Source organism: Arthrobacter sp. B2060 (assembly GCF_059090445.1).
This window is the reverse complement of record NZ_JBNHFR010000004.1, coordinates 111,650-133,220: the sequence shown is the minus strand read 5'-3', so window position 1 is coordinate 133,220 and position 21,571 is coordinate 111,650. Positions and strand designations below refer to the sequence as shown.

The following is a 21,571-nucleotide window of genomic DNA, read 5'->3' as shown; positions in this document are numbered from 1 at the left end:
CGACTTCAGGAGCCCCAATGACTATCACTTCCCGGGTGGCCCAGACAGCCCGTCCCGCAGGACAGAAGACCCCGACATCCGCCGTGGAAAAACCCCGAGCGTTCCGGTCCAGGAACGGCATCGATCCCACGTACTACTGGATGGTGGTGCCTGTCCTGGCACTGTTCGCCTTCTTCATCACCCTGCCGGCGCTCGTCGGCGTCTTCTTCAGCCTCACGAACTATGCCGGTTACGGCGACTGGAAGTTCATCGGACTGTCCAACTACGTCAACATCTTCAAAGATCCGGCAGTACTGCAGTCCTACATTTTCACGTTCGTTTTCGCCCTGACCACCACGGTGGTGGTGAACGTGGTGGCACTCGCCATTGCCCTGGGCCTGAATGCCAAGATCAAATGGCGGACCGGGATCCGCACCGTGTTCTTCATCCCCATGGTGCTGTCCGCGCTGATCGTGTCCTTCGTCTTCAACTACCTTTTCTCCAACACCCTGCCGGTGCTGATGGAACGGCTTGGTTACACACCTCTGGCCACGAGCATCCTGGCGAACGAGAACCTCGCCTGGATCGCCATTGTGCTGGTCACGGTGTGGCAGGCCGCCCCCGGCGCCACCATCATCTACCTGGCCGGTCTGCAAAGCGTGCCCTCCGAGGTGTATGAGGCGGCGGACCTGGACGGTGCCGGCAGCTTCCGGCAGTTCCTCAGCCTCACGCTTCCGCTGATCATGGGGTACCTGGTGATCAACGTGATCCTCGGCTTCAAGGGCTTCCTGGGCACCTACGAGATCATCGTTGGCCTCACGGGAGGCGGACCCGGCATGGCGACACAGTCCGTGGCCATGCGCATCTTCTCCGGCTTTACGGGCGGGGACTACTCCTACCAGATGGCCAACGCCGTCATCTACTTCCTGATCACCTTGCTGATCTCCGTCATCCAGCTGCGCCTCATCCAGCGCCGGGGGGTTTCTCTCTAATGACCGCATCCACACTTTCCAAACCCGTGAACCCTGCGGCACCGCCGGCCGGCAGGACCCGCAAGTCCAGCCGCGAAGGCTACAAGGTCAACTGGTGGCTCACCGCCCTGATGCTGGTGGCCTCCCTGACCGTCCTGCTGCCGCTCTACTTCACCGTGGCCATGGCGCTCAAGTCCCCGGACCAGATCGGCGGATCGGGCCTGGCCTGGCCGACCCCGATGAACTGGGAGAACTTCGCCGCCGCGTACGTGGCCACGAACTTCCCGCGGGCCTTCATGTCCACAGCCTTCGTCACGGTCTTCAGCGTCCTGGGATCCCTGGTCTGCAGCTCGCTCGTGGCCTACGCCATCGCCCGGAACTGGAACCGGAAGTTCTTCCGGGGTTCGTTTGTGTACCTGCTGTCGGCCATGTTCATTCCGTTCCCGGTGATCATCCTGCCGCTGATCAAGCAGACGGCGCTCCTTGGCTTGGACAATCCCGCAGGCGTCGTGTTCCTGCACGTGCTGGGCGGCATCTCCTTCAACACGCTGCTCTACATCGCCTTTGTCCGCTCCATCCCGGTGGAACTGGAGGAATCGGCCCGCATGGACGGCGCCACCACCTGGCAGGTGTTCCGCAAGATCATCTTCCCGCTGCTGGCCCCCATGAACGCGACCGTGGGCATCTTCGCCTTCCTCGGCTCGTGGAACGACTTCCTGCTGCCCCAGATGATGATCGCCGACCCGGCCCTTCAGACCCTGCCCGTCGTGCAGATGCTTTTCCAAGGCGAATTCAACACCAACTACAGCCTCGCGTTCGCGTCGTACCTCATGGCCATGGCACCCACCTTGGTGGTTTACATCCTGGCTCAGCGGTGGGTACTGTCCGGAGTGATGCGTGGTGCAGTCAAGTAGACCCAACATTCCATCCAGCAACGAAACAAACCACAAGAAAAGGAATCATCCCTTGTCCACCACTGCCACTCTGGCAACCCTGTCCGATTCCGCCCATCTTGCCGATCCGAACTGGTGGCGCCAGGCGTCTGTCTACCAGATCTACCCGCGCAGCTTCTCCGATTCCAATGGGGACGGACTGGGTGACATCAAAGGCATCACCGCCAAGGTCCCGTACCTGAAGTCGCTGGGAATCGACGCCGTCTGGCTGAGCCCGTTCTACCCCTCGGCCCTCGCCGACGGCGGCTACGACGTGGACGACTACCGCGACGTGGACCCGAAGCTCGGCACGCTGGCCGATTTTGACGAGATGGCGGCGGCACTTCACGCCGCCGGGATCAAGCTGATCGCCGACATCGTCCCGAACCACTCCTCGGACCGGCACCAATGGTTCCGGGAGGCCCTCGCCTCCCCGAAGGGATCACCTGCCCGCGACCGCTACATCTTCCGCGACGGCAAGGGCCCGAACGGCGAGTTCCCGCCGTCGGACTGGGACTCCGTATTCGGCGGTCCCGCCTGGGAGCGCATCACCGAACCGGACGGCACGCCGGGCCAGTGGTACATGCACATCTTTGCCAAGGAACAGCCGGACCTGAACTGGGCCAACCGCGAGATCCGCGACGACTTCCTCAAGACCCTGCGCTTCTGGTCCGACCGCGGCGTGGACGGCTTCCGGGTTGACGTCGCGCACGCTCTGACCAAGGATCTCACCGAGCCGCTGCTGTCCAAGCTGGAACTGAGCGCGGCCAACACCGGCACGGACGGCTTCGCCGACGGCTCCCACCCGTTCTGGGACCGCGATGAAGTCCACGAGGTCTACGCCGAGTGGCGCGAGGTCTTCAACGAATACAACCCGCCGCGCACCGCCGTCGCCGAGGCCTGGGTGCACGCCACGCGCCGTCCCCGCTACGCCAGCCCCGAGGGACTGGGCCAGGCGTTCAACTTCGACCTGCTGCAGGCCGACTTCGACGCCGAGGAATTCAAGGAAATCATCACCCGCAACCTGGCAGAGGCCGCCGCCACCGGAGCGTCCTCCACCTGGGTCTTCTCCAACCACGACGTCGTCCGGCACGCCACCCGCTATGGCCTGCCCAAGGGATCCAAAGGCAAGCACGCCAAGGGCCAGGACGGCAAGGACTGGCTGCTGGCCGGCGGTCCCAAGGAGGACCTGGACGTTGAGCTCGGCGAGCGCCGTGCCCGTGCGGCCACCCTGCTGATGCTTGCGGTGCCCGGCTCGGCCTACCTGTACCAAGGCGAGGAACTGGGCCTGCAGGAAGTCGCGGAAATCCCGGAATCCGAGCGCCAGGACCCCTCGTTCTTCCGCAACAAGGGTGTGGAGGTGGGCCGGGACGGCTGCCGCGTGCCGCTGCCCTGGTCGGTCGAGGGCACGTCCTTCGGGTTCGGCGACGGCGGGGCGCACCTCCCGCAGCCGGACTGGTTCCGCAAATACGCCGTCGAGGCACAGGACGGCAGGGAAGGCTCCACCCTCGAGCTGTACCGCACGGCGCTGAAGTTACGCCGCGAACTGCAGGCCGCGGAAGAGCTGGAATGGATCGAAACCGGCAACCCGGAGGTCCTGCACTTCAGCCGACCCGGCGGCTGGCACTCCGTGACCAACTTCGGCGACACCTCCGTCGAGCTTCCCGCCGGAACCGTGCTGGTCAGCAGCGCCCCGCTGGAAGGCGGCAGGCTGCCGGCCAACGCCACGGCCTGGCTGCGCTAACCGCGCAGCAGCGAACCGCCGCAGCAGCGAACCACAGCAGCAGCGGACAGGAGTGAAAGCGCGCCGGTGGCGGTGCCCTGTGCCAGGGTGCCGCCACCGGCGCATTTAAGCGCTGGGCCTTATCCGGCGGAAGTGAAAGAGTGATGCAATGACTGAACAAACTGCAACGGCGTCCGACCGGGGGACCGCCGGCCGGCTGATCTATGGGTGCATGGGCCTGGGCGGGAACTGGTCGGAGGCCCCGTACACCGTCACCGACGTCGAAACCGCGGCTGCGGCGGTAGAAGCCGCGATGGACATCGGGGTCACGCTGTTCGATCATGCGGACATCTACCGGAACGGAAAATCCGAGGCAGTCTTCGGCGAAGTCCTGGCCGCCTCTCCCGGGCTGCGGGACCGCATCCAGCTGCAGACCAAGTGCGGCATCCGGCTCAATGAGCGGGGCCTGGAGACTCACTATGACCTGAGCAGTGACGCCATCATCGAACGGGTGAACGGCAGCCTCGAACGGCTGCGCACTGACCACGTCGACGTCCTCCTGCTGCACCGCCCCGACCCCCTGATGGACCCGGCAGAGGTGAGCGCCGCCGTCGGGAAGCTGATGGCGGACGGCAAGGTGCGCGCACTGGGCGTGTCCAACATGTCCGCGGCCCAGATCGAGTTCCTGCAGGACAGCCTCGAGACGCCCGTGATCGCCAACCAGCTCGAGCTGAGCCTGCTCAAGCGCGACTGGCTGGAGAGCACGGTGCTGGTCAACCACCCGGGCGCCGCGGACTACAGCTTCCCGCACGGGACCTTGGAATACTGTGCCCGGCGGGGGATCACCCTGCAGGCCTACGGTGCCCTGGCGCGGGGCCACTACACCGGCAATCCGCCCGAACGGCCCACGCTTGCCGAAGGGGCCACCGCCCAGCTGCTCTCCGACATGGCACGGGACAGGGACACCACCAGGGAGGCCGTGCTGCTGGGGTGGCTGATGAAGCACCCGGCCGGGATCGCTCCGGTGATCGGCACGGCCAACCCGGACCGGATCCGGGCCTGCGCCGGGGCGTCCAGGGTGGCGGAGACCATGACCCGCGAGGAATGGTACCGGCTGTGGGTCACGGCCCGGGGGAGCACCATCCCTTAACCGCGTAAACCCAACTGGCCCGCAGCTGCGGTCGTTCTGAACGCTCAAAACGGCGCCTGCTGCGAACCAGTTGGGTGGGGGCGTCCCTGGAAGGGCCGACGGCGTGCGTCAGCTCAGCGGGGCAACCTCCGAATACGTGGACGAGTCGCCCTTCAGCGCCTGGCTCGGGGTACCGTCCACGCTCACCGGAATGTCCCCGGCGATGGTGACGCGGTTGAGCTTGCGCTGCTGGCCGTCGTAGTTGTCCGGAGCGTAGTGCTGGGTGATCCTGTTGTCGAAGAGCACCACCTGGTTGGGCTCCCAGTCCACGCGCACCACGTTCTCGGGCCGCGTGACATAGGCCTGGAGCAGCCGGATGATGTCCCTGGACTCCGTGTTGGACAGTCCAACGATCCGCAGACGCTGCGCGAAGCCCCCAATAAACAATCCGCGCTCGCCGGTCAGCGGGTGGACGCGAACCACCGGGTGCGCGGTCTCGAACTTGAGCCGGGTGAACTCCTTGCGGCGCTCCTCGGCGTTGGCGTGCTCCAGGTTCTTGGGCACGGAGTAGTCGTAGTCGTTGGTGTGGATGGCCCACAGGGTGTCGGCGAAGTTCCGCAGCTCATCCGGCAGGTCCCGGTACGCGGCGGCGGAGGACGCAATCAGTGTCTCGCCGCCGTACGCCGGCACGTCGATGCTGCGCAGAGTCGACGCCTGCGGCGGGTTGACCACGAACGTGACGTCTGTGTGCCAGTTGTTGGCGGCGCCGTTCTCGCTGTCCACGGGCAGGACGTTTTCCTCGCCCTCCACGGACGCCACGGTGGGGTGGGCCTTGGTCAGCGGCCCGAAGTGGCTGGCGAACTTCACCTGGGCCTCGTCGGAGAGGATATTTGCTTCCCGGAAGACGAGCGCCTTGTGCTCGTTCAGGGCCGCGCGGATCTGCGCCACGGTTTCGGCGCTGAGGTCCCCGCTGAGGTCAAGGCCGCGGATTTCGGCGCCGATGCGGGATCCCAGCTTGGCGAATTCGAGTTTCGTTTCGGTGATGGCGGTCATGGTTCTTCCCTTACTGTTGTGCTCCTTGCGGTGATGGAGCGGCGGTTACTTGGAGATGAGGCCGTTGAATTCGTTGGTGTAGAGCTTCTTGGCGTCGAAGCCGTCCTTGATGATGCCGGCGGACTTCAGGTACTCGCTCCAGCGGGTGAAGTCCTCATCCTTGATCTCGCCCTTGGCGGGAACGCCCACGCTCTTCCAGTACTGCAGGGCGGCCGGGTTTTCATTGCGGCCGCGCTCGTTCAGGATTTTGGTGAAGCGGGCGATCACTTCCTTGCGGGGAGTGGTGCGTTCCCACTCGATTGCCTTCGCCACGGCGGTGGTGAACGTCCGGGTGGTGTTCGGGTTCTGGGCGATGAAATCTTCCCGCAGGACATACGGTCCGCCGGCGAAGCTGCCGAACAGGTCAAAGTCGCTGAAGACGGAACGCAGCCCGCCGTTGGCGATGGCTTTGTCCTGGAGGACGCCGCCGAGGGAGCCTGCGTCCACCTGCCCGCGGCGGATGGCTTCCTCGGTGTCGTTGGGCGGGACCACGACGAGCTGGACCTGCTTGATTTCGTCCGCGCTGAGCCCGTTCTTGCGGAGGTAGGTGTTGATGACGGCCTCCGAATGGGCGCCCAGGGTGTTCACCGCGATCTTCTTGCCGATGAAGTCCCTGGCGGATTTGATGGGGCTGTCCGCCTTGACGTAGAAGCCGTTGAAGGTCTTGCTGTCCTCGCCGTAGTAATTGATCACGGCTTTGACAGGCGCCCCGGCCTCGACGAGCTTCACCACGGCCCCGGCGAACGCGCCGCCGAAGTCCGTCTGGCCGGTGGCCGCCGACTGGATGTCCTGCGGGCCGCTGATGGTGTTGCCCACCCAGTTCAGCTTCACGTCGCCCAGGTAGCCCAGGTCTTCGGCCAGTTCAGGGAGTGTCACGGTGTTGGCCCAGCCCTGGTAGCGGAGCTCCTTGACCTCATTGGCTCCCGGTTCAGCGGTGCCGGCCACCGAGGGCCCGCCGCAGCCGGACACTGTCAGGGCGATGACGACGGCGGCCGCAGCACTCAGGATGGTCAGGTGTCGTTTCATGGGGGTTCCTTCGGTTTCATTGCTGGCGTTCAGGTGTAACAGGCGCTTCTTGGTGCCGGTGGTTCGGTGCGGGCGGCCTGGGGCCGTTCCTGCCGGCCTCCGCGGCGGCCGATGGATCGATGTAAGCGCACTTCAGGTGCCGGGAAAAGCGCACGGTTCATGGCGGGACACCCTTGGAAATCCGCGGAAACAGGGCGCAACGGAGGGTCATGAGACATCCGGTTGCGGCGTGTTATCGTCTGTGACGGAAGGCTGGCGGAACGTCCCCGCGGGAGCCTAGGATTGGGCTTTTGGTCGTATTGATCACCGCGGCAGGCCGGTCATCTTCGCCTTAGCAGGTGCAGGCCCGATACGGTATATGTATGACGTCTACTTCCACCGCCGAGATCACCCGGCACGAACGCAACATCCCTGCCGAAATCGCCCGTTCGTGGCTGCTGGTCAACGCAATGAAAACCGAACTTTTCGACCAGTCGGCGGTGTCCCGCGCGGACTCCATCATCCTTGACATCGAAGACGCGGTGGACCCCTCACAGAAGAACACGGCGCGCGACAACGTGGTGAACTGGCTGACAGCCGGCGGCCAGGCCTGGGTCCGGATCAACGACGCCATCAGCCCTTTCTGGGCCGATGACCTCGCGGGCCTCCGCGGCACGCCCGGCCTGCTGGGCGTCATGCTGGCCAAGACGGAATCGGCCGACCAGGTCACGGAGAGCTTCCACCGCATGGACGGCAAGACGCCCGTCATCCCCCTCGTGGAGAGCGCCGTCGGTATTGAGGAAGCCAACAACATCGCGAAGGCCCAGGGTGCGTTCCGCCTCGCCTTCGGATCCGGCGACTTCCGCCGCGACACCGGCATGGCCAACACCCAGGAAGCCATGGCATACCCGCGCGCCAAGCTTGTGGTGGCCAGCCGCGTCGGCAACCTGCCCGGACCCATCGACGGTCCCACCGTCGGCACCAACCACCCGATCCTGCGCGAGCAGACCGGCGTCACAGTGATGATGGGCATGACCGGCAAGCTGTGCCTGGCCATTGACCAGACAAGCGTCATCAACGAGGTCATCAGCCCCACGCCGTCCGACGTCGCCTGGGCCACCGACTTCATGGCCGACTTCGAGGCCAACGGCCGCGTTATCCGCGACGGTTCCGATCTGCCGCGCCTGGGCCGTGCCGAGAAGATCATGAAGCTCGCGGTAGCCTTTGGGGTGCAGCCGGCGCTGTAGCCGGCCCCCGTACTGCCAGGAGACCCCGTGACCGATACCCGTTATCTGGTGCACGGGGTCTTTTGGGATGGCCCGCCTCCGGAGTCTCCCGCGGCCAACGGCGGCCGTCCCGTGCTGCGCCTGCAACCGCTTTCGCCGGAGCATGGGTTTCGCGGGTTAAGGCTCGACGCCGGCACGCGGCTGGGCTTCCGGGTCGCGGATGGCGGGAAGCACTGCCTCGGGCACACCAGGGTTTTTTCCGCATCGGAGCGGGAACATGTGCCGTGCCCGAACCGGTTCCCGGCGGCACGGGGCAGCCAGTGTGAGCGCTGCTTTGTGGTGGACGACTCCCGGCTCATCCACGACTTCCACCGGGGCGGCCGGGTGCCGCCTGGGCTGCGAAGCTACCTCATGCAGCCGCACTGGCTGTACGTGGCCACCTTCGCCAATGGCGCCAGCAAAATCGGCACGGCATCGCAGCCCCGGAAATGGAACCGGCTGGCCGAGCAGGGTGCCGTGGTGGGCCGCTATGTGGCGCACGCCGACGACGGACGCGTCGTGCGTCTTTTGGAGGACATGGTCACGCGTGAGGCCGGCCTGGCCCAGCAGGTGCGCTCGGCCGCGAAAGCCGCTGCCTTGGCGGATCCCCGGCCCGGCGGAGAGTTGGACCGGCTGAACCGCCGGATCGCGGACCAGGTGCGGTCGCTGCTGGCTGGCACCGCAGCAGGGGGTTTTGAAACGGTGGACGAGCAGTGGGTGCGCCCCGGGCAAGCCGCCGGCATTTGCAGGGCCGCCGCGCGGCATGCGTATCCGCACGCATTGTACAGCGGGAGCCACGGCTTCACCCTCGGGGCACTGTGCGGAAGCCATGGCCTGGCTGTCATCGACGGCTCGGATCTCGACTTCGTGGTCAGCCTGGGGCAGCTGAAGGCCAGGTACGTGGAACTCGGGGAGTTCAGTTCCGGCGTGCCGGCAGTGCAGGAAGCGCTGTTCTAATGGCGCCCGCTCCGGAATGCCCCCGTCCTGGCTTGCCAGGCCATTCCGGGACTCCAGTCGTGAACTCCAGGATTCGGGCGGCTTGTAGACTGTCATGGTGCTGAACGAATTCTGGGCCACGGCCCCCGCATCCTACAAAGTCCTGGTATTCAGCGCGATGGGCCTGATCGCTGCGGGCATCATCCTCAACCTCGCCGGGAACGGCACGCACAACCAGGGGCTGATGATCGCCTCGCTGCCCGTGATCGGCCTGGGCCTGGTCCTGCACGTCGTCGCCCTCGTGGTCCGCGGCCAGCAGATCCGCAAGTCCTATAAAAGGTAGCGGCAGCCGGCCCGACTGGGTGGTCCACGCCCACCCCCGATAGGGTTGAGGCCATGACTATCAATCCGGATCTGCAGGGCCGGAGCTACCCTGCCGCAGAGGTGTACGACGTCGGCCGCGAGAAAATCCGCGAGTTCGCTCGGGCCGTCAAGGCCACCCACCCCGCCCATTTCGACGTTGACGCCGCACAGGGCCTGGGGCACCGCGATCTCGTGGCCCCGCCGACGTTCGCCATCATCATTGCGCAGCGGGCCGACGCGCAGCTGATCGAGGACCCGGAAGCCGGCATCGACTTCTCACGCGTGGTCCACGCCGACCAGCGCTTCACCCACCACCGCCCCATCTTCGCCGGCGACCGCCTGGTGGCGGAACTGCATGTGGACGGCGTCCGCGCCATGGGCGGCGGCGCCATGATCACCACCCGGGCTGAAATTTTCGCCCTCACCGACGGCGACGGCCGGGAGCCCGTTTCCACCACCAAGTCGTCCATCCTGGTCCGCGGAGAGGGACAGTAACCATGAATGCCGTTTTCGAAGAACTGACCGTCGGCCAGGACATCGGCAGCCGGAGCATCGGCGTCACCCGCCAGGACCTGGTCAAGTACGCCGGCGCGTCCGGCGACTTCAACCCCATCCACTGGAACGAGGCGTTCGCCACCGGTGTGGAACTCCCCGGCGTCATCGCCCACGGCATGTTCACCATGGGTGCCGCCGTGCAGCTGGTGACCGACTGGGCAGGCGACCCGGCCGCCGTCGTCGATTACCAAACGCGCTTCACGAAGCCGGTGCTGGTCACCGACACCACCGGATCCTCCGATCCCGGGGCCGTGTTCGACGTCAGCGGCACCATCGGTGCGCTCGACGCCGATGCGCGCACGGCCCGCGTGGACCTCGCCGTCGTCTTTGACGGACAGAAAGTCCTCGTGAAGGCCCAGGCGCTCGTCAAGCTCCCTTGAGTTCCACCGCCGTCCAGACACCGGAGGTCACCCACTGGCGCAACGCCGTGGTGGTGGCCTATGCAGCGAGCGGCCTAGCTTTCGCCTCATGGGTCGCACGACTGCCCGCCATCCGCGACGGACTGGACCTTACACCGGCGACCATCGGGCTGCTGCTGCTGTGCATGTCGGCCGGGTCGTTCCTGTCGGTATCCGCATCGGGACTGATCGTGCTGCGGCTCGGTTCCAAGCGCACCATCCGCACCGGCAGCATCATGGTGGGCGCCGGGCTGGTCCTGGCCGGATTCGGCACATCAGTGTTGGCCAGTCCGCTGGCGGTGGCTGCCGGACTGGTCGTAATCGGTCTCGGGACCGCGAGCTGGAACACTGCGTCCAACGTTGAGGGCGCCGCAGTGGAGCGTGCCGTCGGACGCCACATCATGCCGCGGCTGCACGGCGCCTTCAGCCTGGGAACCGTGGCCGGTGCCGGGCTGGGGGCCTGGGCGGCGGGCGCGGACGTGCCCGTGTTCTGGCACCTCGCGGCGGCGGGCCTGGTGGTGGCGGGTTCGGTGACGACGGCGGCCCGCTGGTTCCGTGCGGACATCACGCCTGTTGAACGCGCGGCCCCCTACCGTCCGGACACCTTCGAGAACCCGTCCACCGGACCGATCCCCATCATCCGCCCGGGAACCGAAGGCGGGGACGCCCCGCTGGACAACAAGCGCAAGATCGCGCAGGCCTGGCGGGACAAACGGACGCTGCTGCTGGGCGTCATGGTCCTCGGCCTGGCACTGGCCGAAGGCGCGGCGGGGGACTGGGTGGCGCTCGCGCTCGCGGACGGCCACCACCAGTCGGACGCAGCCGGAGCAGCAGGCTACGGAATTTTCGTCACCTTCATGACCATCGGAAGGTTCGCCGGAACAGTCCTGCTCGACCGGTTCGGCAGGGTGCCCGTCATGCGCTGGTGCTCCGCGCTCGCCGTCGCGGGACTGGCCCTGTTCGTGTTCGCACCGGTGCCGTGGCTCGCATTCGCGGCCCTGGCCATCTGGGGCCTGGGTGCCTCGCTGGGATTCCCGGTCGGAATGTCCGCCGCCGCCGATGATCCCGCCAAAGCGGCCGCCCGTGTGTCGGTGGTGTCGACCATTGGATACGGTGCCTTCCTGTGCGGGCCGCCGCTGCTGGGCCTCCTGGCCGAACACGTCGGAATCCTGCACTCCCTGCTCGCCGTCATGGCTGTCCTCGTGGTGAGCTTCCTGCTCTCTCCGGTGGCACGGAAAGTGCCGTAACGTCACTCGCGGAAGGCCCGATAACAGGCACACCGGCAATCCAAGTTAAGCTGGACAGGTGACTCCCACCATGCTTTACGATCTGACCACCGCTGCCGTCGGCGGCCCGGCCGGCAACTACATCGAGGCCCGCACGGAAGCGGAAATCATCGAGGCGGTGCGTGCGGCGGACGCCGCGGGGGAGCGCGTGCTGATCATCGGCGGCGGTTCCAACCTGCTGATTTCCGACGACGGGTTCCCCGGGACCGTCGTGAAGATCGCCTCGGAGGGGTTCACCGTCAGCGCGGAGGACTCCTGCGGCGGCGTGTCCGTGGTGGTCCAGGCCGGCCACAACTGGGATGCCCTCGTGGAGCATGCGGTGCTGCACGCCTGGTCCGGGATCGAGGCACTCGCCGGCATCCCCGGTGCCACCGGCGCCACTCCCGTGCAGAACGTGGGCGCGTACGGGTCCGAGGTATCCCAGACCATCGCCGCGGTCCGCACGTGGGACAGGGAACGCAACGCCGTGAAGACCTTTACCAACTCCGAGCTGAAGTTCGGCTACCGGGATTCGATCCTCAAACAGACCACGGTCAACGGGTCCCCCCGCTACATTGTCCTCACCGTCGAGTTCCAGCTTCCGCTGGGCAGGATGAGCGCCCCCGTCCGCTACGCTGAGCTGGCCAGGGTCCTGGGTGTTGACCAGGGGCAGCGGGCCTACTCCAACGATGTCCGCCGGGAGGTGCTCCGGCTGCGTGCGTCCAAGGGCATGGTCCTAAACGCCGCCGACCGCGACACCTACTCCACGGGATCGTTCTTCACCAATCCGATGGTGCCCGAGGACGTCGCGGCCGCCCTGCCGGAAAATGCGCCCCGGTACCCGGGCGGCTCGGACGGCCTCGTCAAGCTTTCCGCGGCGTGGCTGATCGACCAGTCCGGGTTCGGAAAGGGCTTCGGGCTGGACGCCGGCAGCGTTTCCGGCGGCCGGGCTTCGCTATCCACCAAACACACCCTCGCCATCACGAACCGCGGCTCCGCCAGCGCCGCCGATATGGTGGCAATCGCGCGCGAGGTGCGGGACGGCGTCGTCGGGCGTTTCGGCATTGAGCTGCACCCGGAACCCCTGCTGATCGGCGTCGAGCTCTAGGCACCTCTTCTGCACCAGGCGGTGCTTCCTGTGCCAGGCACTGTTCCTGCGCCAGACACTGCCTCCTGCGCCCGCCGGTGCGGCCCGGCCCGCCGGGGGTTCTGCGGTCTTAGGATGGGGTCATGGCATCGCCGGCGCGGACACGGGTCACTCCTAGAATCATCGGGCGGCTGCGGCTGGCGTCGCAAGGGCTGCTTGGGAAGGGGTTCGCCGGCGTGCCCGAGGCCGTCCGCGGCATGACTGCCCTGCAGGCGCAGGATCTGCAGGCGGCGATGTGGGCAGTTGGCCTGCGCGTTCCCGGGGCCGGACTCAGCGACGTGCGGGCCGCCCTGAATTCGGGAACAGTGGTGCGGTCCTGGCCGATGCGCGGCACCCTCCACCTGCTCGCCCCGGAGGATCTGCGGTGGATCCTCAACATCACCACACCGCGGCTGGTCCAGGGCATGGCGAGCCGTCACCGCCAGCTGGAGATCACCGCCGGGGACGTCGAAGTCTGCCGGAAGATCGCCCTGGACCTGGTTTCCGGGGCAGGCAGTGAATCCGGCAGGCCGGCCGGGGCCACCCGGGGCGAGCTGTTCGCAGCCTTCGAAGCAGGCGGCCAACCGCCCACGGGGCAGCGCGGCGTCCACCTGCTGGGGCTGCTGTGTCAAAGCGCCTCGTTGGTGCCTGGGCCGCTGGAGGGCAACCAACAGAAGTTCGTGGCATTCGACGACTGGATCGCCACCTCCCGGGACCTCGGACGCGAGGAGGGCCTCGCCGAACTGCTGCTGCGGTACCTGCGAGGCCACGGACCGGCGACGGTGCGGGACTTCGCCTGGTGGTCCAACACCACTCTGACGGAAGCACGGGCAGCCCTGGCCGCGGTGCGCGGGGAACTCGTGGAACTGGAGTTTGACGGAACGGGCTACTGGCTCTCACCCGGGACAGCCGCGCTGCTGGACGACGGTGTGCCGGGGCAGCGCACGGTTCTCGCGCTGCCAGGGTTCGACGAGTTCGTGCTCGGATACACGGACCGCAGCCTGGTGCTGCCGCCGGAGCACGCCCAGAAGATCGTCCCGGGCGGTAACGGGGTGTTCAAGAAGGCGATCGTCGCGGGCGGCGAAGTGGTCGGCACATGGGCGCGGCAGGGGACAGGGCGCGCTGCCCGGTTCGTTCCCGAGCCCTTCGACGACACCAGGCCCCTCGGCCCCTCGCCCCTGGCGGCGTTCACCAGGGCTGTTGAGCGGTACGAAAGATTCCTCGCGTCTTGACCGGCCCTGCCCCGCTTGACCGGCCCTGGCAGCGACGGTTGTGCGGTCGAGGGCCGGTCAAGCCGGGGAGGCCCGCTGGTTGTCCACATACGGCGCGTCTCGCCGCGGCCGGAACGAACCTGGGCAGTCTTGGATGCTTCTGTATCTGTCAAACAGTCAACCATCTGCGAGCCTCGAGCTGAGACCAGAGCCGGGGCTGCCCGGAGTTGGGGGATCTCGGGGTAGCTCCCCGCACCAGCGGCATCAACGCAACGGGTGTGCGAGACCAGTCCAGCTCCATCAGCCGAGGGCGTCAAGCAACTCGCGTTCGCGCTGCGCGCTGAGGCCTGCGCGCCTTTCCCGGTCCAGCCCCTGCTCGCGTTCCCAGCGCAGCGTGTCGGCCAGCATCTCCGCCCGGGGCCGGTGACGCAGCCCCGCGGCGCGTGCCGAGGAACCGTCCCGGGCCGACCACCCTTCCCAGCCGGGCTCGACTAGCCACATCGCCAGCGATTCGGACCCCATGTACTGGGCCACGCCGTTGGCGAGCAGCCACGCCGATTCGGCGGTGACCACCGGACCGGTGTGCCCGCCAATGGCGCGGCACAGCTCGATCCACTCTCCGAACGGAACGACCGGGCCGACTGCGTTGTAGGTGCCGGTGGTTCCCCTCTCTGCGGCGTCGAGCAGCCAGGCGGTGAGGTCCCTCACATCGACTATCTGGGTCGGCATGGCCGGTGTGTCGGGGACCAGCAGGGGCCCTTGCGGATCGCGTGCAGCGCGGGCGACCCAGTAGCCGGAGCGCCCGCTGTGGTCGCCCGGGCCGCCGATAAGCCCGGCTCGTGCGATCAGGAGGCGGTCGCCCACAGCGGCCGACGACGCCTGCTCGCAAGCGACCTTCGCCTCACCGTACAACTCGCGATCGACCTCGCTCCGGTCAGTCGGGGCGAGCAGGGCCGCGGACTCGTCCGCCCCCGGCGCGGCGTGGGAAGCGTAGGCGTTGCCGGACGAGATATACACCCAGTGCCCGGCCTTGCTGCCCAGCACACCGAGTGCCCCACGAACGAAGCCCGGCTGCCATGACACCTCGACGACCGCGTCCCACACGCGGTCGAGCAGGGGCCCGTACGCCGACGGATCGCGCCGGTCGGCGGCGACCAGTGTCGCTCGGTCCGCCACTTCACCGCTCTCGCCACGCGCGAGGCAGGTCACCCGATGACCGCGCTTGATCGCCTGGCGCGACAGCTCCCGACCCACCCATGCCGTTCCGCCCAGAACCAGGATCTCCATACCGACACACAAGCACCGGGATCACCACGTGGCCAGACGGTTTCGCTGGCAGCAGATGGTCAGCCGTCAGATCGATCTCAACCCGCTGGGGCCCTGCAGGCCACCCTCGCCCGGTCGGAGATGCAAAAGCGGCCCCGCCCCGCATAAGCGGCCTTGGGCAAGGCGGATTATGCGGGGCAGGGCCGCTCGTGCGGGGATGCGGTCGGGCTAAAGCGTCCCGGTGGCGATGTTCAGCATGCGGCGGAGCGGTTCGGCGGCTCCCCACAGGAGCTGGTCGCCCACCGTGAAGGCGCTGATGTACTCCGGGCCCATTTCCAGCTTGCGGATGCGTCCCACCGGGATGTCCAGGGTGCCTGAGGCTGCAACCGGGGTGAGGTCGGCCATAGAGGCTTCCTTGGTGTTGGGCACCACCTTGACCCACTCGTTGTCCTTGGCGAGGATGTCTTCGATTTCGGTGACGGACAGGTCCTCGCGCAGCTTGAGGGTGAGCGCCTGGGAGTGGGAGCGCATGGCACCGATCCGGACGCACAGGCCGTCCACGACAACCCGGTTGTCGGCGGAGTTGCCGAGGATCTTGTTGGTCTCCACGCCTGCCTTCCACTCTTCCTTGGACTGGCCGTTGCCGAGGTCCGCGTCGATCCAGGGGATCAGGGAACCGGCGAGCGGCACGCCGAACTGGGTGGCGTCGATGTCGGTGCGCTGGTGGGCCAGGACCTTGCGGTCGATGTCCAAAATGGCCGACGCCGGGTCGTCCAGTTCGGTGCTGACCTCGGCGTTGAGCGTGCCGAACTGGCTGAGGAGCTCACGCATGTGCCGTGCACCGCCGCCGGAGGCGGCCTGGTAGGTCATGGACGTGCCCCACTCGACGAGGCCGTTCTTGAAGAGCCCGCCGAGGCCCATGAGCATGCAGGAGACAGTGCAGTTGCCGCCGATGAAGTCCTTGGTGCCGTTGGCCAGGCCCTTGTCGATGACGTCGCGGTTGATCGGGTCCAGCACGATGATGGAGTCATCGTTCATCCGCAGCGTGGACGCGGCGTCGATCCAGAGGCCGTCCCAGCCGCGGCTGCGCAGCTCGCCGTGGACCTGCTTGGTGTAGTCGCCGCCCTGGGCGGTGACGATAATCGGCAGCTTCGCCAGCGCGTCGACGTCGAACGCGTCCTCGAGCTTGCCGGCCGCACCGGCGGCCGTACCGGCAAGAGTCGGGGCGGCGCCGCCTGCGTTTGAGGTGGAGAAAAATACCGGGTTGATGTTGGCGAAGTCGCCCTCATCCTGCATGCGCTGCATCAGGACAGAGCCGACCATGCCACGCCAACCGACCAGTCCAACGGACGGAGTAGCTGCTGTAGTCATTTGGCCAGTTTAGACTTTGCAGCGCCGGGGCGCAGTCGGTTACGTCACTCCGGCCGCTCGTGCCAGGCAGCTGCACCCGTTGGAACTAGTCAACCGGCCGCGGCAGGTTCCGGGACTTGCGCAGCTTCTCGGCCTTGCGTTCCTTGAAGTAGCTGGACCAGCCGGCAAAGAGGGGAAAGAGGATCAACACGTACATCCACCAGATTTCGCCCAGGATATGCCACTGGTCGGTGAGGGCCATTTGCACAATTCCATACAGCATGCCGCCAAAAGCCAGGCTGATCAGGACTGCAAGGAACAGCAGCCCGGCCGAGCTGTTCACCGGCTTCACCAGGCTAAAGCCATCGTCCTTGCGTACGCCGTACTCGGCAGGCGTGTAGCCCACCACCTCGCCGTTCTCGATCCGACGGTGGATCAGCTGATCCTTAGAGGGCCCGGGTGGTGCATAGCCCGGGTCCTGGGGGACTCCTTCGCTGCGCCTAGCCACGGGCATCCTCAATCGCAGCGAGCAGCCCGGCGTCGTCACGGCGCGGAGTCTCGGCGACCTCATCTTTGTCGAAGTCCGGGACCCCGGTGGTCCAGGTGTCGGCTTCGCGCCGGACCAGGAGGTGCTGCTCGGAGTCCAGGGTCTTGAACACGAGATATGCCGAGCCTTCTGGATTCTCTGAGACGTGCTGCCGGACGATACGCAGGATGGCTTCTGCCGAGGACAGGGAGGGGTCCTTGGCGAACACGAACCATGTTCCGAGCAGCCGTGGCTGGAGCATGATGGCTACATCGGACCCTTCAATAAAGGCGACGTTGTCCATGGTTTCGGCTGTTAGGAGGGAAATCTCAGTCCAGCGGGTGGCCTGCCCCAGCGCCGTGGCCACGGCAGCGGCCACCCCCTTAACGCCGAGTTCGCCGTCCTCATCGACAGTGGCCATGTCCCGCGCCAACAGCGAGGATGCACCTGCTGTGGACAGGGTGACGTCGTCGACCATTTCCTCCGCGTGAAACACGCTGACGGATCGATCCCGTGCGGGACCTTCGAAGACGTTCAGAAGATATGCAAACTCGCCCACACCGAAGCCGATGACGTCGACGCCGAGCCGCGGCTCCTGCTGGGTTTGGTCCTGAACAGTCATGCCTGTCTCCTAATCGCCGATTCCAAGGAAATTGCCCACGGACTTGCCGGCATCCACCAGCGTATCTTTCGTGTCGCTGACAAACTTTCCGGGATCCTTCACAGCGTTGGCCACGCCTTCGCCGATGTTCTTTCCGACGCTGCTGATGGTGTCCCAGTTCTCGTAGACGAGCACCCCAACGCTGGCGACCTGGCAGACAGTACCAGCGGGTGGCGGCAAAAAGCATCCAACACCCAGGCCTGCCTTGAGCGCGCTGCCCACCCCGCCCTTGATATCGCCGTTTGCAAAGCTGTTAACCGAGTCAACGGCGCTGAAGCCGACGCCTGCCCAGCCCAGCCCCCGGGCCAGGCCCGACTTGCCGAGCCACTCGAACTTAGAGCCCGCACCAATCCAGGGCTTTTCTTCCAGTAACGGGGCGAGCCTGGTAAGTCCTGGGTAATTATGCAGGTTCTTCAGCGAGGCAATGTCCGACGCCTTGTCAATGATGCCGAGACCGCGGCTTGCCTTCGAAGAGTTACTCAGAAGGCCTTCGAGGGCGGCGGTCCCTTTGGTGGTCTGCAGCAGGTGGCGGCTGTCAAAAACGGGCCCGCCGAGCCGGTGCCGGCCCTTGGTCAGCAACGCCTGGGCCAAGTCCGCCCGATGGTTCTTGAGCACCCAGCCGTACTGCCCCACGTGCTTGGCCAGTGTGAGCGGAGCTTTGATGTACTTCTGGAACGTCAGGAAGGACCTGAGTCCGCCGAGCCCGCCGAGCAGCACGCCGCCCACCACACCTGGCAGCGTCCCGCCCGGATCGCTGAGAGTGCCCGGTCCGCCGCCGGACCCGGGGGCAGCATCGCTGGCTTTCTCCTGCTCACTGGCGTTGTCCAGCAGCCTTCTTGACTCGTTCTTGAGGGCGCGTGCAGTCTGCTGGATGAGTGCCCTGTGGTCGGCATTCCAGGCCGAGCGGAACTGGCTGGCGTCGTTGCCCTTCCACGACGGGGTGCTGTTGATCTGGTTGGTCAGATGGGATGACGTTTGCAGCAGGTTGTCGGAAACCTTTCCGAACTGCTGTGCGAGTGTGCGGAGCTGCGCCACATCTGCGCCCCACAAATTGCCTGCCACTGTGGCATCATCCCCCGAAGTTTCAACGTTCTGTGTCTGAACGGCTGCTGAGTCCTGCAACACTGTAGTTGCAGCGCTGCGCCGCCGCGATGGGCAGCCCTCCCCATCGCGTGGTCCCTACTGCCGGTCGGTCTCTTCCAGCACGGCATTCTTGCGGGCGCGCAGGGCGAAGAAGGCCCCGAAGGCGAACGCCTGGGTGACCACGACCAGCACGATGATGCCCGCGATCTTGTTTCCGCCGAGGATCATGGTCAGGCCGACAATGGCTGACAACAGGGCCAGCAGTGGCAGCAGCATGTAGCCGAGCACGAAGAGTGTTTCGGGTTTCTTAAGCATTGGTGTCTAACCTTCTCTGCGGTTCCATTTGGTGAACCGGTAACGGGTGCCGTTGGCTGCCGTCAGCCAGCCTTCGCGGGGTACTGAGTCCTCAGCCTCCCAGGCTGCGCCCAGCTGTGGTGCGTGCGTGTCGCCGTCGGCCTCCACGTCGATCGTGGTGACCACGGCAATGTTGGCGAGGTCCACTGACTGCCTGAAAATTTCGCCGCCGCCCAAGATCCAGATCGCCTCACAGCCGGGCGCGAACTGCGACTCCAGAAGCGCGTCGTCAAGGGATTTGACGACGACGGCGCCCTCCGCCTCGGGCGTCCCGCCCCAGTTTTCCTGCCGGGTGATGACAATGTTGGTCCGGTTGGGAAGTGGCCGGTACTTGTCCGGGAAGGACAGCCACGTCTTGCGGCCCATGATGACCGGATGGCCGCTCGTTACCTTGTTGAAGTGCTTCAGGTCTTCCGGGAGGTGCCAGGGCATGTCGCCGTCCCTGCCGATGACGCCCGACGTGGTCTGCGCCCAGACCAGCCCGATCCCGGTCGTGTTCGCAGCGATCCCGTCGCTGAAGGCCTGCGGATCTATGGTCTCCTCGGTGCTCATACGGCGATCGGTGCCTTAATCGTGGGGTGGTGCCGGTAGCCGACCACTTCGAAGTCATCCAGCGTGTAGTCGAAAATCGAGGCCGGCTTGCGGGTGATTTTCAGCTGGGGATACTCATACGGCTCACGGTCCAGCTGCTTCAGGACCTGGTCCATGTGATTGTCGTAGATGTGGACATCGCCGCCGGTCCAGACGAACTCACCCGGTTCCAGCCCGGTTTGCTGGGCAAGCATGCACGTCAACAGTGCGTAGGAGGCGATGTTGAACGGCACCCCCAGGAACATGTCCGCAGAACGCTGGTACAGCTGGCATGACAGCTTGCCGTCGGCCACGTAGAACTGGAAGAACGCGTGGCACGGCGGGAGGGCCATGTCCTTGAGCTCGGCCACGTTCCAGGCCGACACGATGTGCCGGCGGGAGTCGGGGTTGTCCTTCAGGTTCGCGACCAGCTCGGCAATCTGGTCGATGTGACCGCCATCGGGTGTGGGCCAGCTGCGCCACTGAACGCCGTAGACCGGGCCAAGTTCGCCGTCGGCGTCCGCCCACTCGTTCCAGATGGTGACACCTTGGTCCTGCATCCACTTGACGTTGGTTTCGCCGCGCAGAAACCACAGCAGCTCGACGGCCACTGACTTGAAATGCACACGCTTGGTGGTGATGAGCGGGAAGCTCTTGCCGAGGTCAAAGCGCATCTGGCGCCCGAACACGCTGCTGGTGCCCGTTCCGGTGCGGTCTGATTTGTGCGTGCCATGGGCCATGACATCGCGCAGGAGGTCTTCATAGGGCGTTGGGATGCTCACGCGTCCAGTCTAGTGGAGTCCAGCCCGCCGCCCCCGGAGGGCTGGCGGCTCAGTCGTCGAACGGCTTGAACTGTTCCACGGCCACGATCCTGCTCTTGCTGCCGTGGGCAACGTGGCAGATGATCATCTCCCCGGGTGCCAGATAGGGGTCGGCCACGGGAAGCACGCCCTGAAGCCTGGGGCTCATCGAGTTACTGAGCTGCTTCAGGACGGTGGGCAGGGCCGGGCGGTGCGTGCACAGCACCACGGCCCGTTGCTTGTCGAACAGCGCGTCAACAGCAGCCGCCGTCTTCTTCGGGTTCCGCGCGTGCCGGTGCTCGGTCAGGGCGTCCACGAGCTTCACCTTGGCGTCCGAAGCCTTGGCGTAGGGCGCGATGGTGGAGACGCATCTCCGCCACGGACTCGTGACCACGCGCATCGGCTTCCAGACCCGCAGAAGCCTGCTGACGGCCTGGGCCTGCCGCACACCCGTGGCCGCGAGGGGACGTTCGCCTTCGGCTTTGGTCCAGGAGGACCGCGGCTTGGCCTTTGCGTGGCGCACGATGACCAGCGGCCAGGTGTGCAGCTCCCCCCGGGCCTGCGCCTCCGCCAGGAACTCAAGCGGCCCAATGTCCGATGGATTGGACAGCATGGTGGCCGCCCTCTCGGGAGTGCACCACATGACGCTGTCCACTTCCTTGCCGTCAGGGCGCAGGTGAGCTCCGTTGACGACTTCCACCGCCCAGTAATGGACCACCTTCAGTCCCGCAGGGACGTGGTAGTGGATCGGCGGGAGCGGGATGCCCAGGGGAGCCAGCAGCCCGATCTCTTCCATCACTTCCCGGACGGCGCACTCGGGGACTGTCTCGCCGGCGTCGAGCTTGCCCTTCGGCCACGACCAGTCGTCATACCTGGGCCGGTGGATCAGCAGGACTTCCAGCTGGTCGTTCTTGACGCGCCAAGGTATGGCGCCGGCCGCGGTAACGGCAACGGGCTCGCCGGGGTGGTCGGTCTGGTCTGCTACCGGTGAATCGCTCTTCAAACTCTGGT

Annotated in this window: 23 protein-coding genes; 12 read left to right on the top strand and 11 right to left on the bottom strand. The window is 66.2% G+C overall.

The genetic code is table 11. From position 1 onward, the window contains the following. Nucleotides 1-17 precede the first annotated feature (17 nt). The 4 genes from AC5RUM_RS09425 (at nucleotide 18) to AC5RUM_RS09410 (ending at nucleotide 4,755) form a co-directional block, all read left to right on the top strand. Entirely contained in the window at nucleotides 18-971 is a 954-nt protein-coding gene (locus AC5RUM_RS09425) for a carbohydrate ABC transporter permease (protein ID WP_494034667.1), read from the top strand. After that, entirely contained in the window at nucleotides 971-1,864 is an 894-nt protein-coding gene (locus AC5RUM_RS09420) for a carbohydrate ABC transporter permease (RefSeq protein WP_494034666.1), read from the top strand. The genes AC5RUM_RS09425 and AC5RUM_RS09420 overlap by 1 nt, the downstream gene beginning before the upstream one ends. 52 nt (nucleotides 1,865-1,916) lie before the next feature. Then, on the top strand, nucleotides 1,917-3,626 hold the full coding sequence (locus AC5RUM_RS09415) for a glycoside hydrolase family 13 protein (RefSeq protein WP_494034665.1): 1,710 nt from the start codon (nucleotides 1,917-1,919) through the stop codon (nucleotides 3,624-3,626). Between the two features lie 148 nt (nucleotides 3,627-3,774). Next, nucleotides 3,775-4,755, top strand: coding sequence for an aldo/keto reductase (locus tag AC5RUM_RS09410; protein ID WP_494034664.1), 981 nt, complete (start codon nucleotides 3,775-3,777; stop codon nucleotides 4,753-4,755). A gap of 108 nt (nucleotides 4,756-4,863) precedes the next feature. On the opposite strand, the gene AC5RUM_RS09405 is transcribed toward AC5RUM_RS09410, so the two are convergent. Both AC5RUM_RS09405 and AC5RUM_RS09400 read right to left on the bottom strand, forming a co-directional pair. After that, nucleotides 4,864-5,787, bottom strand: coding sequence for a TauD/TfdA dioxygenase family protein (locus tag AC5RUM_RS09405; protein ID WP_494034663.1), 924 nt, complete (start codon nucleotides 5,785-5,787; stop codon nucleotides 4,864-4,866). Nucleotides 5,788-5,832: 45 nt separating this feature from the next. Beyond that, the gene (locus AC5RUM_RS09400; protein WP_494034662.1) at nucleotides 5,833-6,852 is read right to left on the bottom strand and encodes an ABC transporter substrate-binding protein; all 1,020 of its coding nucleotides are present in this window, start codon (nucleotides 6,850-6,852) and stop codon (nucleotides 5,833-5,835) included. Nucleotides 6,853-7,214: 362 nt separating this feature from the next. Here AC5RUM_RS09400 and AC5RUM_RS09395 point away from each other — a divergent pair, with 362 nt between their 5' ends. The 8 genes from AC5RUM_RS09395 (at nucleotide 7,215) to AC5RUM_RS09360 (ending at nucleotide 13,971) form a co-directional block, all read left to right on the top strand. Beyond that, a complete protein-coding gene (locus AC5RUM_RS09395; protein WP_494034661.1) occupies nucleotides 7,215-8,078 on the top strand; it encodes an HpcH/HpaI aldolase/citrate lyase family protein in 864 nt (287 codons plus the stop codon). A gap of 27 nt (nucleotides 8,079-8,105) precedes the next feature. Then, entirely contained in the window at nucleotides 8,106-9,053 is a 948-nt protein-coding gene (locus tag AC5RUM_RS09390) for a DUF2797 domain-containing protein (RefSeq protein ID WP_494034660.1), read from the top strand. Between the two features lie 97 nt (nucleotides 9,054-9,150). After that, the gene (locus AC5RUM_RS09385; RefSeq protein WP_494034659.1) at nucleotides 9,151-9,375 is read left to right on the top strand and encodes a DUF3188 domain-containing protein; all 225 of its coding nucleotides are present in this window, start codon (nucleotides 9,151-9,153) and stop codon (nucleotides 9,373-9,375) included. A 53-nt stretch (nucleotides 9,376-9,428) separates the two neighbouring features. Then, a complete protein-coding gene (locus AC5RUM_RS09380; RefSeq protein WP_400580374.1) occupies nucleotides 9,429-9,890 on the top strand; it encodes an FAS1-like dehydratase domain-containing protein in 462 nt (153 codons plus the stop codon). A 2-nt stretch (nucleotides 9,891-9,892) separates the two neighbouring features. Further along, nucleotides 9,893-10,330 (top strand): MaoC family dehydratase, encoded by a 438-nt coding sequence (locus tag AC5RUM_RS09375; RefSeq protein ID WP_494034658.1) that lies wholly within the window; start codon nucleotides 9,893-9,895, stop codon nucleotides 10,328-10,330. Continuing rightward, a complete protein-coding gene (locus AC5RUM_RS09370; protein WP_494034657.1) occupies nucleotides 10,327-11,595 on the top strand; it encodes an MFS transporter in 1,269 nt (422 codons plus the stop codon). Before AC5RUM_RS09375 ends, AC5RUM_RS09370 begins: the two co-directional genes overlap by 4 nt. A 58-nt stretch (nucleotides 11,596-11,653) precedes the next feature. Then, the gene (locus tag AC5RUM_RS09365) at nucleotides 11,654-12,721 is read left to right on the top strand and encodes a UDP-N-acetylmuramate dehydrogenase (protein ID WP_400580368.1); all 1,068 of its coding nucleotides are present in this window, start codon (nucleotides 11,654-11,656) and stop codon (nucleotides 12,719-12,721) included. A 122-nt stretch (nucleotides 12,722-12,843) separates the two neighbouring features. Continuing rightward, entirely contained in the window at nucleotides 12,844-13,971 is a 1,128-nt protein-coding gene (locus AC5RUM_RS09360; RefSeq protein ID WP_494034656.1) for a winged helix DNA-binding domain-containing protein, read from the top strand. 279 nt (nucleotides 13,972-14,250) lie between these two features. Here the strand turns inward: AC5RUM_RS09360 and AC5RUM_RS09355 are convergent, their stop codons facing one another. The 9 genes from AC5RUM_RS09355 to AC5RUM_RS09315 all read right to left on the bottom strand — a co-directional run bounded on the left by AC5RUM_RS09355 (nucleotide 14,251) and on the right by AC5RUM_RS09315 (nucleotide 21,563). Further along, nucleotides 14,251-15,237 (bottom strand): NAD-dependent epimerase/dehydratase family protein, encoded by a 987-nt coding sequence (locus tag AC5RUM_RS09355; protein WP_494034655.1) that lies wholly within the window; start codon nucleotides 15,235-15,237, stop codon nucleotides 14,251-14,253. A gap of 207 nt (nucleotides 15,238-15,444) precedes the next feature. Then, nucleotides 15,445-16,587 carry an aspartate-semialdehyde dehydrogenase gene (gene asd, locus AC5RUM_RS09350; protein ID WP_494034654.1) on the bottom strand — a complete coding sequence of 381 codons (1,143 nt, stop codon included), beginning with the start codon at nucleotides 16,585-16,587 and terminating at the stop codon, nucleotides 15,445-15,447. A gap of 85 nt (nucleotides 16,588-16,672) precedes the next feature. After that, entirely contained in the window at nucleotides 16,673-17,074 is a 402-nt protein-coding gene (locus tag AC5RUM_RS09345; RefSeq protein ID WP_494034653.1) for a hypothetical protein, read from the bottom strand. Further along, nucleotides 17,067-17,714: a hypothetical protein gene (locus AC5RUM_RS09340; protein ID WP_494034652.1), complete on the bottom strand. Its 648-nt coding sequence runs from the start codon at nucleotides 17,712-17,714 to the stop codon at nucleotides 17,067-17,069. Before AC5RUM_RS09340 ends, AC5RUM_RS09345 begins: the two co-directional genes overlap by 8 nt. A 9-nt stretch (nucleotides 17,715-17,723) precedes the next feature. Next, on the bottom strand, nucleotides 17,724-18,815 hold the full coding sequence (locus AC5RUM_RS09335; RefSeq protein ID WP_494034651.1) for a WXG100 family type VII secretion target: 1,092 nt from the start codon (nucleotides 18,813-18,815) through the stop codon (nucleotides 17,724-17,726). Between the two features lie 117 nt (nucleotides 18,816-18,932). Continuing rightward, the gene (locus AC5RUM_RS09330) at nucleotides 18,933-19,151 is read right to left on the bottom strand and encodes an NF038396 family protein (RefSeq protein ID WP_205652827.1); all 219 of its coding nucleotides are present in this window, start codon (nucleotides 19,149-19,151) and stop codon (nucleotides 18,933-18,935) included. A gap of 6 nt (nucleotides 19,152-19,157) precedes the next feature. Further along, a complete protein-coding gene (locus AC5RUM_RS09325) occupies nucleotides 19,158-19,742 on the bottom strand; it encodes a dihydrofolate reductase (RefSeq protein ID WP_494034650.1) in 585 nt (194 codons plus the stop codon). After that, nucleotides 19,739-20,542, bottom strand: a complete 804-nt coding sequence (locus AC5RUM_RS09320) for a thymidylate synthase (RefSeq protein WP_400580347.1) — start codon at nucleotides 20,540-20,542, stop codon at nucleotides 19,739-19,741. Before AC5RUM_RS09320 ends, AC5RUM_RS09325 begins: the two co-directional genes overlap by 4 nt. Nucleotides 20,543-20,591: 49 nt before the next feature. Then, a complete protein-coding gene (locus AC5RUM_RS09315) occupies nucleotides 20,592-21,563 on the bottom strand; it encodes an NUDIX hydrolase (RefSeq protein ID WP_494034649.1) in 972 nt (323 codons plus the stop codon). Nucleotides 21,564-21,571 lie beyond the last annotated feature (8 nt).

Bases quoted from the DNA above. Each gene is read 5' to 3' on its own strand.
- AC5RUM_RS09425 (WP_494034667.1), top strand. From the start codon at position 18: ATGACTATCACTTCCCGGGTGGCCCAGACAGCCCGTCCCGCAGGACAG.
- AC5RUM_RS09420 (WP_494034666.1), top strand. From the start codon at position 971: ATGACCGCATCCACACTTTCCAAACCCGTGAACCCTGCGGCACCGCCG.
- AC5RUM_RS09410 (WP_494034664.1), top strand. From the start codon at position 3,775: ATGACTGAACAAACTGCAACGGCGTCCGACCGGGGGACCGCCGGCCGG.
- AC5RUM_RS09405 (WP_494034663.1), bottom strand. From the start codon at position 5,787: ATGACCGCCATCACCGAAACGAAACTCGAATTCGCCAAGCTGGGATCC.
- AC5RUM_RS09400 (WP_494034662.1), bottom strand. From the start codon at position 6,852: ATGAAACGACACCTGACCATCCTGAGTGCTGCGGCCGCCGTCGTCATC.
- AC5RUM_RS09395 (WP_494034661.1), top strand. From the start codon at position 7,215: ATGACGTCTACTTCCACCGCCGAGATCACCCGGCACGAACGCAACATC.
- AC5RUM_RS09380 (WP_400580374.1), top strand. From the start codon at position 9,429: ATGACTATCAATCCGGATCTGCAGGGCCGGAGCTACCCTGCCGCAGAG.
- AC5RUM_RS09375 (WP_494034658.1), top strand. From the start codon at position 9,893: ATGAATGCCGTTTTCGAAGAACTGACCGTCGGCCAGGACATCGGCAGC.
- AC5RUM_RS09360 (WP_494034656.1), top strand. From the start codon at position 12,844: ATGGCATCGCCGGCGCGGACACGGGTCACTCCTAGAATCATCGGGCGG.
- AC5RUM_RS09355 (WP_494034655.1), bottom strand. From the start codon at position 15,237: ATGGAGATCCTGGTTCTGGGCGGAACGGCATGGGTGGGTCGGGAGCTG.
- asd (WP_494034654.1), bottom strand. From the start codon at position 16,587: ATGACTACAGCAGCTACTCCGTCCGTTGGACTGGTCGGTTGGCGTGGC.
- AC5RUM_RS09340 (WP_494034652.1), bottom strand. From the start codon at position 17,714: ATGACTGTTCAGGACCAAACCCAGCAGGAGCCGCGGCTCGGCGTCGAC.
- AC5RUM_RS09330 (WP_205652827.1), bottom strand. From the start codon at position 19,151: ATGCTTAAGAAACCCGAAACACTCTTCGTGCTCGGCTACATGCTGCTG.
- AC5RUM_RS09325 (WP_494034650.1), bottom strand. From the start codon at position 19,742: ATGAGCACCGAGGAGACCATAGATCCGCAGGCCTTCAGCGACGGGATC.